Below are 12,273 nucleotides of genomic sequence, written 5' to 3'. Positions count from 1 at the left end.
GTCGTCCGACTTCAGACATCCAGAAAAGGGGCTTAGCCCCTTTAAATATGCTCCACCTTGTCAATTTCATACTCGACTTCACCGCCGGGCGCTTTCACCACCACAATGTCACCCTCTTCTTTGCCAATTAGGGCGCGGGCAATCGGTGAGCTGATAGAGATTTTATTGGCTTTTACGTCCGCCTCATCGTCTCCGACTATGCGGTAAACTTTTTCTTCGTCCGTTTCGACATTAACGATGGTCACGGTGGTACCAAAAATCACCTTACCCGTATGGGGAATGGCTTTTACATCGATAACTTGCGAGTTAGACAGCTTACCTTCGATTTCCTGAATACGCCCCTCGCAAAAGCTTTGCTGCTCACGGGCGGCGTGGTACTCGGCGTTCTCTTTTAAATCACCGTGCTCACGGGCCTCGGCAATCGCCTCGATAATGCGTGGGCGCTGTACTTTTTTCAGGTCATCCAGCTCGGTGCGAAGGGCGTCGGCGCCCTCCACGGTCATAGGAACCTTATTCATTGCGCGGCCTCCTTATGCAAGTCCTGCAGGCGGCGAACCTCAATGTCTTTACTGGTGCGCAGTGCCATATTAACGGCCTCGCCACCTGCCAAGGTGGTCGTGTAATAAACGCTGTGCGCCTCGGCGCTGCGACGAATAGAAGCAGAGTCGCGAGTTGCCTGACGCCCTTCGGTGGTATTAATGATCAGCTCGATCTCATCGTTTTTGATCATATCCACGATGTGCGGGCGACCTTCACCCACTTTGTTTACCACTTCAACCGATACACCGGCGCTTTCAAGCACTTTGGCCGTGCCGCGCGTGGCAACCAGAGTGAAGCCGAGATCAACCAACTCTTTACCGACCGCAACCACACCCGGCTTATCCACATCGCGCACACTGATAAACACGCGGCCAGCGGTGGGCAGCTTGCTGTTCGCACCCAGCTGGCTCTTGCCATAAGCCTCACCAAATGTGGCGCCGACACCCATTACCTCACCGGTGGATTTCATTTCGGGACCGAGAATCGGATCAACCGCCGGAAACTTATTGAAGGGGAAAACGGCCTCTTTAACACTGAAGTAACTGGGCACAATCTCTTGGGTAAAGCCCTGCTCCGCCAAAGATACGCCCGCCTGACAACGCGCTGCAACTTTCGCCAAAGACACACCCACGCATTTAGAAACAAAAGGCACAGTACGCGAGGCGCGCGGATTAACCTCAATCACGTAAATTTTGCCGTCCTGCCAGGCCAGCTGAGTATTCATCAACCCCACTACGCCCAACTCCAGCGCCATGGCTTTAACCTGCGCACGCATTTCATCCTGCACTTCGGCGGGCAACGAGTAAGGCGGCAGAGAGCAGGCAGAGTCACCAGAGTGAACACCACACTGTTCGATATGCTGCATAATGCCGCCAATTACTACCTCTTTGCCGTCTGAAACCGCGTCGATATCCACCTCAATCGCGGCACTCAAGAAATGATCCAGCAGTACGGGCGCATCTTCAGAGACTTTTACCGCAGAGTGCATATAGGTACGCAGCTCTTCTTCTTTGTAGACGATTTCCATTGCCCGGCCGCCCAGCACGTAAGACGGACGAACCACCAGTGGATAGCCCACTTTCTCGGCGCTGATAAGAGCCTCTTCGAGCGAGCGCACGATGGCATTCGGCGGCTGCAACAAGCCCAACTTGTCGATCATCTGCTGGAAGCGCTCACGATCTTCGGCACGGTCAATGGCGTCGGGGCTGGTCCCCAAAATCGGCACGCCTTCGGCTTCCAGCGCACGAGCCAATTTCAATGGGGTCTGACCACCAAACTGCAAAATCACGCCTTTGGGCTGCTCTTTATGCACAATTTCCAGCACATCTTCCAGGGTAATGGGCTCAAAATACAACCGGTCTGAAGTGTCATAATCGGTAGAGACGGTCTCGGGGTTACAGTTCACCATAATGGTTTCGTAACCATCTTCGCGCATCGCCAGGGCCGCGTGTACACAGCAATAATCAAACTCGATACCCTGACCAATACGGTTGGGGCCGCCACCGATAACTAAAATTTTCGGTTTTGCGCTGACATTCGCCTCGCACTCCTCATCGTAACTGGAGTACATATAAGCCGTAGAGGTGGCAAACTCGGCCGCACAGGTGTCTACCCGCTTAAACACCGGGCGAATATTTTGTTCGTGACGAGCAGCACGCACCTTCGCTTCCTTAACCCCCAGCAGCAACGCCAGGCGCTTGTCCGAGAAGCCTTTGCGTTTCAGCAAATACAGGTCTTCTGCGGTTAGATCGGACAGCTTAGCCGTGCGAACCTTTTGCTCCAGCTCGATCAGCTCGCGAATTTGCTCCAAAAACCACGGGTCGATTTTCGAGGCTTCAAACACCTCCTCCACGGTCATACCCAAACGGAAAGCGTCACCCACGTACCAAATGCGCTCGGCACCGGGGGTGGTTAGCTCGCGGCGAATACGCGCAGGGGTTTCTTCGGCGCTTAAGTCCAGCTTGGATTCAAAACCCGCGGAACCTACTTCCAAACCGCGCAGTGCTTTTTGCATAGACTCTTGCAGGGTGCGGCCAATAGCCATGACCTCGCCCACGGACTTCATCTGCGTGGTCAGACGAGCATCGGCATCGCCAAACTTCTCGAAGGTAAAGCGCGGAATTTTGGTAACCACATAGTCGATAGACGGCTCAAACGAGGCCGGGGTGGCGCCACCGGTAATTTCGTTTTGCAGCTCATCCAGGGTATAGCCCACCGCCAACTTGGCGGCGACCTTGGCAATCGGGAAGCCAGTCGCCTTAGAGGCCAGCGCCGAGGAGCGAGATACCCGAGGGTTCATCTCAATCACCACCAAACGACCGTTTTCGGGGTTAACTGCAAACTGAACGTTGGAACCACCGGTTTCTACGCCAATTTCGCGCAACACCGCCAGCGACGCGTTACGCATAATCTGCAACTCTTTATCGGTCAGCGTCTGCGCCGGGGCGACGGTGATGGAGTCGCCGGTGTGCACACCCATGGGGTCAAAGTTTTCAATCGAGCAAACGATAATGCAGTTGTCGTTTTTGTCGCGCACAACTTCCATCTCGTACTCTTTCCAGCCCAGCAGCGATTCATCGATCAGAAGCTCGTTGGTGGGCGACAAGTCCAGACCGCGAGTGCAGATCTCTTCGAACTCTTCCCAGTTGTAGGCAATACCGCCGCCCGAACCGCCCATGGTAAAAGATGGGCGAATAATGCAGGGGAAGCCGAACTCTTTGGGGACCTCTTTGGCCTCTTCCATAGAGTGAACAATCTTGGCGCGGGCGCACTCAAGGCCGATACGTTTCATGGCCTTGTCGAACAGATCGCGGTCTTCGGCCATATTAATGGCCTCTTCTTTAGCACCAATTAACTCGACGTTGTACTTCTCCAGCACCCCATGTTTGGCCAAATCCAGGGCGCAGTTAAGCGCGGTTTGACCGCCCATGGTGGGCAGAACCACGTGGGGGCGTTCTTTTTCGATGATTTTAGCAACCGTTTCCCACTCGACTGGCTCAATGTAGGTAGCATCGGCCATGGCCGGATCGGTCATAATGGTCGCGGGGTTGGAGTTTACCAGGATCACCCGGTAACCCTCTTCGCGCAGGGCTTTACAGGCCTGGGCGCCGGAGTAGTCAAACTCACAGGCCTGGCCGATGACGATGGGGCCCGCGCCCAGAATCAAAATGCTGTTAATATCGGTACGTTTTGGCATGTCGGTCTCGCTGTCAGAATCGGTTTAACGGGTTCAAGGCGTCGTCTTGCGGCGTGCGCTGTCCGTCACCGTTTCGCGCTCTCCATCAATTCAATAAAGTGGTCAAACAGACCGTCGGCATCGTGAGGACCCGGGCTCGCTTCGGGGTGACCCTGAAAGCTAAACGCCGGCTTATCGGTGCGGTGAATACCCTGCAAGGTGCCATCGAACAGCGACTTATGCGTCACCTTAAGGTTGGCCGGCAGGCTGGCCTCATCTACGGCAAAACCATGGTTCTGTGCGGTAATCATCACCCGGCCGGTTTCGGTATCCTGCACCGGGTGGTTGCCGCCGTGATGGCCGAATTTCATTTTCAGGGTTTTAGCACCGGAAGCAAGAGCCAGTAATTGGTGCCCCAGGCAAATGCCAAACACAGGAGTATCAGTCTCGAGAATCTCCTTAATCGCGGCAATGGCGTAATCGCAGGGTTCCGGATCGCCCGGGCCATTGGCAAGAAATACGCCGTCAGGCTTCATCGCCAACACGTCACTGGCGGACGTTTTAGCCGGCACCACGGTGATATCACAGCCGCGGTCGGCCAGCATACGCAATATATTGGCTTTAACGCCGTAATCGTAAGCAACTACCTTAAAGCGGGTTTCCACTACATCGCGATGGCCTTCGCCCAGCTTCCAAGTGCCCTCAGTCCAGCGATAGGGCTTGCTGCAGCTAACTTCTTTGGCCAAATCCATGCCCTTGAGACCAGGGAATGCTTTAGCCGCCTCCAGCGCTTTGGCTTCGTCGATCTCACCGGCCACAATACAGCCGTTCTGCGCACCCTTGTCGCGCAACAGGCGAGTCAGACGGCGGGTGTCGATGTCGGCAATCCCCACCACATTCTTCGCTTTCAGATATTCATCCAAGGTCTGGGTCTGGCGAAAATTACTGGAGCGCGCCGGCAAGTCGCGAATCACCAGCCCTGCGGACCAGATGGTCGAACACTCTTCATCTTCCGGTGTCGCCCCGGTATTACCGATATGGGGATAGGTTAAGGTCACAATCTGACGAGCGTAGGAGGGATCGGTTAGGATCTCCTGATAGCCAGTCATGGAGGTATTAAACACTACTTCACCGGCGGACAGGCCGTCGGCGCCGATAGCAGTACCTTTAAAAACACTGCCGTCTTCGAGTACCAGCAGAGCGGGTCTTTGGGCCCCAGTAATCAAGTCAACCTCCTCAGATTTCACTTTCTTTATGCCGAGCGAAACGACCACACCAGCCCGGTGCGTTTGCGCGAATACATCTCGTCGGAATAATTAAAGCCCGGCCGCAAGTTGCAAAAAAGCGAGATGAAACATTTAGCTTCATCTCGCTTATTATTCAATTTGCTACGGCGACCATTGGCGCGGCTTGGGTTAATGCAACTAACCGCGTATTTTAGGTGAGTAAGTAGCCCCTGTCCAGCCAAAGCATTGATTTAAGTCCGTATTGTACTGAGCAGCACAGCCACCCTTGGTCGACTGGCCGCCAACGTAAGCATGCTGGTATTATTCGCCGATCCTGAGATACCTGCAGGGCCGACACCAACTGGAGACTGGCGTGATCAAAGATTTAGAAACAGAAAGTCCGGCACACAACACTCTCAGCGCCGACATTTGCATAGCGGGTGCGGGCCCTGCAGGAATAGTGTTAGCGCTGGAGCTCGCGCGAGCTAGGCCAGATTGGCACATTGTTCTGTGCGAAGCAGGCGGCCCTGACAATGCGACCGAAGCAGAGCGTGATATCTACAATGTATCTTTGGGAGAAAAAAGCTACCCTGTGCTGGATTTCTCCCGACGTCGACGCTTAGGTGGGACCAGTATTCACTGGGGTGGATGGAGCAAACCTCTAGACACCACCGACTATGAAGACAATCCCAAATGGGACGTTCCCGCCTGGCCAATCACCCCTTCTGAAATTGAACAACATCTCGATCGCGCACTGTACTGGACAGAAATTGACAACGGCGAATTCAATCTTGCCAGCATAAGACAGGCCCACACAGGGCATCTGCTGCCCTTGCGCAAAGACAGTGCTATTGGTGAGCAGCTCTTTCGGTTTAGCCCCCCCACCCGATTCGGCACTCGCTACACAGACGAGCTCAGATCTCAAGAAAACTTAACATGCTTGCTGCATGCCAACCTACATGAGCTGGAAAAATCCGGCGACCGTATCGTCAGCGCCTCGGTTAAACCCCTAAACGGCGACTCCACCTCCATCAATGCCGACCAGTTTGTCTTGGCAATGGGCGGCATGGAATCCACTCGACACCTGTTAAACCTTAGAGACAAAGACTCCGACGATGGCATAGGCATTTATTCTAAACATCTGGGACGCTACTTTTCCGACCATTACGGCGCCCGCCCCGGAATGATCTTGGCCCCGGAGGGACTCAAATACCACCGCTTCACCCAAAACAACGAGACGCTCATGCCCGTGCTCACTTTTTCAGAGCAACAGATACGGCAAAACCGAGAGCACAACAGCTGCATGATTTTGACTGCCGAAAGCGCAGACGATTCTGTATTGAATCAATACGGCGGGCAGCCCGCCCTCGGCTTTCACTCGGGCAACTACTGGCACTACAGGGTACAGATGATCGTTGAGCCACGCCCCAACCCATCCAGCCGACTGATCCTAACCAATGAACGCTGCGCTCTCGGCATGCGACGTATGCACCTAGACTGGAAACCTCATCGGGATGACTTCAACTCCGCCTACCGCTTGTATCGCTCGCTGGGAGAAGAGCTAAATTTAACCGGACTGGGGCGCAGCCAGATCACGAGACAAAATACCGAAGCAAACCAAGCCGCCGCTTCCGGAGCTTGCCACCACCTCGGAACCACCAGAATGGCCGCCAACGAACACGACGGTGTTGTAGACACCAACCTAAAAGTATTTGGCAGCGACAACCTTTTCGTAGCCAGCTCATCCGTATTTCCGCGCTACGGTTATTCGAATCCAACCCTGACAATCGCGGCACTGTCTGTACGACTAGCAAAACATCTGTCACAAGCAGAAGGAGCAGGCCAATGATAAAACGTCGCGATTTTATTGTTGCCGGCATAAGCGCTGGCGGTACAGCCGCAGTTATGCATACGCTGTATCAAGCTCCGCCCACCATAGCGCCCACCGCAAAACCAACGCAAACCTCAGAACTTGTCATTAAGTCCGGCTTAGGGCCACAGATGGATGAGTTTTTACTATCGTTAGAGAATACCGACAAACTGGGACGGCAATGGCTCGCATCTTTGGAAAAAGCTCCAACGCTCAAGCAACTGGGAGAGCAGGTCATGGCCAAACTCGGCAACGCCACCAGTGATTTAGCAGGGGCAACTAACACACAAATCAAACGCGATTTTGACGATCAATCACTGTGTATTATCGATGGCTGGCACCTGAGCGATACAGAGTGCAAGTTGGCGGGTTTACGTGTTATGGCTATAGATGCTAATCCAGACAACGCAGCCATCATCGCCGCCCAAGAAAAGGCCAAACTAAACGCGAGTCTGCAAGAGGGTGAAATTGCCCCACTTAAAAACTGGGGCCCCAAAAAAACACAGCAGGGAGAAAAGTTCAATGTACAGCCGGACGGTCACAGCGGTATGTGGTTTCAAATTGCGGGAGCGCCGGCACGAGCCAAAATCATGATCGATGGCGAGCTGGTTCGCACTACGATCAAGAAAGATACCGTAACCTCAGGCCTATTTGGCGATATGCAGGAGCGAATATTGTCAACTCCAGGCTCATATGAAATAGCCCTGGTAGACCCCATCAAAAAAATCAAACAACCTATCGGAAAGCTTAAGGTCGTTAAAAACCCAAGCTACCAAGACAACTTAAAAGGCAATGGAACTAGCGCGGCCTGTGCTGTAACCAAATGGGGACCTAAAAAAACCAAAGTAGGGGTCGCGAAAAACGAACAGCCAGACGGCTCAATGGGCGTATGGGTCCATATCGACTGTCTCCCCAAACAGGCTAAACTGTTCTTCGGTGATGACCCACTGCACATCACACCAAAGACTTTCGGCTTCACCACCTCTATTCCCCTGCCGCTTATAGAAGCACCTGGAAGCACCCCCTTGACGCTTCGCATTAACGGGGGTGCAAGTGAGATAAGGATTGGTGATATCGTCATTGAGGAGTAGAGCGTTCTAAGCCTACTCCCCAACAGAGTATATCGTCCCTTTTTTATCAACTTGCTTTTTCCAGCCTCTTGCCTCCACCTCTGTGCGAAGCTCTTCCAGCAGCTTCGCTCGAGCACGCACGTCTTCAGGGTTGTTCGCCAACAGCAGGTACTGAATATTGTACCTCTGCAAATACTCGACAACGGCCGGCGCAGACTTCACATATTCAGGACGGGAGTAAACAATTGCCATCAAGTCTTCTGTGGGAACTGGCAATAGTACGGCGTCTTTCTCAAACCCAAGCGCAACAACCCTTGTCTGGGGAGGTAGGCCTCTTAGTTCAGCTGCAATTCCCGCAATTCCCATCCGCTTTAACAATCTTTGTCGCCAAAAGCCATCTTCCTCTGGCGAGCGAGAAAAATCCATATCCAAAACTCGGGTGCCTGGCTTAGACCAAGCCGCTGCAATAAAGCTTTGCGTCCCTTGAAAAGCGCCGAAGGCAAACACTGACAAGAGAACAACAAAGGCCAACCCTGATCTGAGGGCCAGCCCTCGACCAATAAGCTTAACTGCCAAGCAAGTTACTAGCGCCAAAGGAAACATATAGTAGTTTCCGTCCCCACCCCTCGAGTGATAACGCCATAAAATGGCTACCAGCAGGCCGACTAAACACAGCACAAATATCAAGTTTCTTAACTGAGTGCGCTGATGTTGCAGGGGAGACCCACCATTTAAAAGCACCAAAAGACAGCCAAATAGCAAAAACAGTAACCAGTAATTTCCCTGCCAAGTGATCCTAATTTTTGGCATGTGGCTTGGAGCAAAAAACCATTCGTAAAACAGCCTGGGCACATCGGACCAAACTTGCGGCCGAGTCCAATTCAGAGTCCCCACAGGCTCATCAAGAGAAAACCCCAACAATCGCCAAATGGCAAGTAAGGGATCGGGTCCCACAGTAGGCGCACCGCTGAGATACCAAGTACGCACCAACAACACCAAAGCTGCCAAAAGACACACAGAAAAAGCCAGAGCTGCAGGTCTGATGGCAGACGCGCCCATTCTTTGAGTCAGATAACCTCTAAAGATCAACGCCTCTAATACAACAAATAAGAATGTTACCCCGACAAAAGGAATCGCCGTGTACTTACTCGAAACTGCTAAAGCAGCCGCTGCAGACGCATAAAGTAAGTAGCTTAGTTGGCGCTCAGCGAACCAATTCGCCAAACACAACACCATCGACAAAAGCATTGCGGTACAAATGACATCCGACTTCATCTGCAAAGCTGTATTGGCCCAAGCAGGCAAAGTGGCAAGCAGCAAAACAGCGGAAAAACGCCAAACTCTAGTAATCGATAGCTTTTCACAAAGCTGCCATACGAATACCAAGGACACCAGCATCACTGCAATGGCAAACCCTTCCTGTAGCCTTAGCTGATCAAAAGTGGTAATGGGCAAGACAAGAGTTTCCCAAAGCTTGGGGAAATAATGCACCGGTGAGACAAACTGCAAACACTCAAAAATACTACCCACTGGAGCATAGACAATATCGCCTCTCCCCAAATACCAGACTGAGTCATGGCCAATAACGTTTGCAGTTCTCGCGGCAAGAACGATAAACCACGAGGCTGTCACCCCTAGAAGGCAGGCTTCCATCTTAGTTTCGGGCCGCAAGGGGCGAAGCAGGCGAACCAACGCCAACCCTCTACGCCGCAACACTAAAGAAAAGATCCCCAGCAAAGTGAATAGCACAAGCAGTGTAGCCGGATAGGCCAAACCGAAAAGTGAAAGTGCCGCGGTAATCAATACACACAGGGCAGCGCCAACCAATAGATTGGGCACCTCGCCCAGCTGCGTACTTTTTGAACCCTGCCCCAGGAGCAGATGCCCAATAGATAAAAGTAGCTCAAGATAAATTAACGCCACCAAAATGGTGAATTCCGCATTGTGGCGCCGGAGGTAGAGAAGCACCGCCACTGCAGCAAAGCATGTTACCCAAAGACGCGCGTGCACATACGCAAAGGTCACAATACTCGCCAAAATAATAGCTTCTACACCGCCCTGAACCGCCGACGGGCGAGTCAAATGCCAAGCGAATGGCCCTCGCACCAGTAAGTCGTACCCCACCACGTAAATGAAAAGCGAAGCAACAATAAGGTATGCAAGGCCGAGGCCAGCTGAAGTGGCGATTGATGTTTGGCTCTTACTGTCCATTCAGTTTCCCAACAATGACGTGCAACTAACTATCTGGCGAATGGTTTTTCATTTCAAAGCTCAGGCTAGCGTAGCTCCAACACATCCTGCATATCGAAAAGACCCGAATCTTTGGTCAACAACCACTGCGCCGCGCGCACAGCGCCATAACCAAACGCTAATCGGCTTGATGCTTTGTGGGTGATTTCAACCCGCTCGCCGTCGGCCAGGAACATCACCGTATGCTCGCCCACCACATCACCGCCGCGCACTGTGGCAAAACCAATGGTGTCGCGATCGCGGGGCTCGCTAATACCCTCGCGGCCGTACACGGCAACGTCTTTTAAGTTGCGATCTGTAGTATCAGCGATTACCTCGCCCATGCGCAGGGCGGTGCCTGACGGGGAGTCGACTTTGTGACGGTGGTGCGCTTCGACTATTTCGATATCAGACTCTGCAGCCATAACACGCGCAGCGGTCTCCAATAATTTAAAGCAAAGGTTTACGCCGGTGCTGTAATTGGCGGCCAAACACAGTGGGATTTTATTTTGATAAGCGAGTAGTGCGTCTTTTTCAGCATCGCTAAAACCGGTAGTACCAATCACCATAGCCTTACCATGCGCAGCGCAGAGCTCGGCATTTGCAAGCGTGGCCTGAGGCGTAGTGAAATCGATAATAGCATCGAACTGGTCGATCACATCGGCCAGATTGTCGACAATGGCTACACCTTGTTTACCGACGCCGGCAAGCTCGCCGGCATCCGCACCTACCAGGGAGCTGCCAGCACGTACGACTGCGGCAGTTAACTCAGCGCTGTGGGACTTTACCGTCGCTTCAATTAAAATTTTTCCCATACGACCGGCGGCACCGGTCACGGCGATTCGAGTAGTCATGAATGAAACCCTTGGATTAATTCTCTGTTTAATTTAATTCGCTGTCGTCTTCAAACAGGTGGCCAAGCTTGCCCTTTTTCGTTTCCAGGTACTTGGCATTATGCGGGTTACGGCCCGTTTGGTGGGGAATACGCTCGACGATATCAATACCCATTTCCTGCAGCGCATTTACTTTGCGCGGATTGTTAGTCATCAGTTTAAGCGCGTGAATATTCAGGTGATCCATCATCGGCTTGAGAATACTGTAGTCCCGCATATCGGCGCCAAAACCCAACTGTTCGTTTGCCTCAACTGTATCGGCGCCGCAATCTTGTAAATGATAGGCTTTGACTTTGTTAAGCAAGCCAATGCCCCGCCCTTCCTGACGCAAATAAAAAATAGCACCGCGACCAACAATGGATAATTTATGCATTGCCGCTTGCAGCTGAGGCCCGCAGTCACATCGCATACTGAACAGCGCATCTCCGGTTAGACACTCGGAATGCACCCGCGCAAGCACCGGCTCACCATCGCTTACCTCACCCATGGTGAGAACGATATGCTCTTTATCTAAACTGTCATCACTAAAGCCGTGCATTACAAACATACCCCAAGGGGTGGGCAGCTTACAGGACTCTACAAAACGTATGCTCAACGGTTTATCTCTTGCTTAGTGGCGCGCCTTGAGAACCAGCACACCGTTTTCTGTACTCATATCCACCAGACTTAGGTAACTATTGCCCAGCAAAATGACATGAGGCGAGGTCCCTACATGGACAATCGCCTCAACGTGTTTTATTTCAATCGTGCCTGCCGCTACCCGATCAAGCCAAACGCTGTAGGCGGTAACTGTACCGTTGGCGGTATTGACGCGAATCTTTTGCCCGGCCAAATAGTTAATACCAAGCTTTTGCGCGTGCTGGCTATTCATCGCCACCGCAGTAGCACCGGTATCTACCATAAAGTCTACAGCAATGCCGTTAATACGCCCGGGGATCTCATAGTGGCCACCGCGCCCACTGGCGATACGGACCTCAGCTCGCTCGGCCTGTTCAAAGTCAGTGGCGATATGTTTTTGCAATGACAGGCTATACTCTGCTCCTTGATATTTTACGACAGCGCCATTGCGCGACGCACTCAGCAGGGTGACACCTTCAGGGCTGGTTTGCCCGGCGCGCATCATTCGCTGCTTGCCGTTGATATCAATTAACGCCGCATCCTTTGCCAACATTTTCGCCGTTATGTCGGCTGCCCCAGCGCTGAAAGGGAAAAGGCTTAACCACATTAACCACAGCAAAATTCTCAAATCCATTGATCTCATAGCTTGCTC

At 52.6% G+C, this 12,273-nt stretch carries 9 protein-coding genes; 2 read left to right on the top strand and 7 right to left on the bottom strand.

Features of this window, described 5'->3' with window-relative positions; all coding sequences use genetic code 11:
• Positions 1–41: 41 nt before the first annotated feature.
• From greA to carA, 3 genes are all read right to left on the bottom strand, one after another.
• Complete coding sequence (gene greA, locus NHM04_RS14730) at positions 42–518, bottom strand: transcription elongation factor GreA (RefSeq protein ID WP_254264515.1); 477 nt, start codon at positions 516–518, stop codon at positions 42–44.
• Positions 515–3,736 carry a carbamoyl-phosphate synthase large subunit gene (gene carB, locus NHM04_RS14725; RefSeq protein WP_254264514.1) on the bottom strand — a complete coding sequence of 1,074 codons (3,222 nt, stop codon included), beginning with the start codon at positions 3,734–3,736 and terminating at the stop codon, positions 515–517. Before carB ends, greA begins: the two co-directional genes overlap by 4 nt.
• Positions 3,737–3,801: 65 nt before the next feature.
• Positions 3,802–4,941: a glutamine-hydrolyzing carbamoyl-phosphate synthase small subunit gene (gene carA, locus NHM04_RS14720; protein ID WP_254264513.1), complete on the bottom strand. Its 1,140-nt coding sequence runs from the start codon at positions 4,939–4,941 to the stop codon at positions 3,802–3,804.
• 373 nt (positions 4,942–5,314) lie between these two features.
• Between carA and NHM04_RS14715 the strand changes: the two genes are divergently transcribed.
• The gene (locus NHM04_RS14715; RefSeq protein WP_254264512.1) at positions 5,315–6,790 is read left to right on the top strand and encodes a GMC oxidoreductase; all 1,476 of its coding nucleotides are present in this window, start codon (positions 5,315–5,317) and stop codon (positions 6,788–6,790) included.
• Positions 6,787–7,902, top strand: coding sequence for a hypothetical protein (locus tag NHM04_RS14710; protein WP_254264511.1), 1,116 nt, complete (start codon positions 6,787–6,789; stop codon positions 7,900–7,902). The genes NHM04_RS14715 and NHM04_RS14710 overlap by 4 nt, the downstream gene beginning before the upstream one ends.
• Positions 7,903–7,914: 12 nt before the next feature.
• Here the strand turns inward: NHM04_RS14710 and NHM04_RS14705 are convergent, their stop codons facing one another.
• The 4 genes from NHM04_RS14705 to NHM04_RS14690 form a co-directional block, all read right to left on the bottom strand.
• Positions 7,915–10,092: a glycosyltransferase family 39 protein gene (locus NHM04_RS14705; RefSeq protein WP_254264510.1), complete on the bottom strand. Its 2,178-nt coding sequence runs from the start codon at positions 10,090–10,092 to the stop codon at positions 7,915–7,917.
• 65 nt (positions 10,093–10,157) lie between these two features.
• On the bottom strand, positions 10,158–10,964 hold the full coding sequence (dapB, locus tag NHM04_RS14700) for a 4-hydroxy-tetrahydrodipicolinate reductase (protein WP_254264509.1): 807 nt from the start codon (positions 10,962–10,964) through the stop codon (positions 10,158–10,160).
• Positions 10,965–10,992: 28 nt separating this feature from the next.
• Positions 10,993–11,598, bottom strand: a complete 606-nt coding sequence (gene ribA, locus NHM04_RS14695; protein WP_254264508.1) for a GTP cyclohydrolase II — start codon at positions 11,596–11,598, stop codon at positions 10,993–10,995.
• Positions 11,599–11,613: 15 nt separating this feature from the next.
• Positions 11,614–12,264 carry a TIGR02281 family clan AA aspartic protease gene (locus tag NHM04_RS14690; RefSeq protein ID WP_254264507.1) on the bottom strand — a complete coding sequence of 217 codons (651 nt, stop codon included), beginning with the start codon at positions 12,262–12,264 and terminating at the stop codon, positions 11,614–11,616.
• Positions 12,265–12,273 lie beyond the last annotated feature (9 nt).

Source organism: Gilvimarinus sp. DA14 (assembly GCF_024204685.1).
Taxonomy (GTDB): Bacteria; Pseudomonadota; Gammaproteobacteria; order Pseudomonadales; family Cellvibrionaceae; genus Gilvimarinus.
The sequence above is the reverse complement of the archived record's forward strand: the minus strand, read 5'-3'. Positions and strand labels throughout refer to the sequence as shown.

Coding starts and splice junctions, on each gene's coding strand:
- greA (WP_254264515.1), bottom strand. CDS start 518: ATGAATAAGGTTCCTATGACCGTGGAGGGCGCCGACGCCCTTCGCACC.
- carB (WP_254264514.1), bottom strand. CDS start 3,736: ATGCCAAAACGTACCGATATTAACAGCATTTTGATTCTGGGCGCGGGC.
- NHM04_RS14710 (WP_254264511.1), top strand. CDS start 6,787: ATGATAAAACGTCGCGATTTTATTGTTGCCGGCATAAGCGCTGGCGGT.
- NHM04_RS14705 (WP_254264510.1), bottom strand. CDS start 10,092: ATGGACAGTAAGAGCCAAACATCAATCGCCACTTCAGCTGGCCTCGGC.
- dapB (WP_254264509.1), bottom strand. CDS start 10,964: ATGACTACTCGAATCGCCGTGACCGGTGCCGCCGGTCGTATGGGAAAA.
- NHM04_RS14690 (WP_254264507.1), bottom strand. CDS start 12,264: ATGAGATCAATGGATTTGAGAATTTTGCTGTGGTTAATGTGGTTAAGC.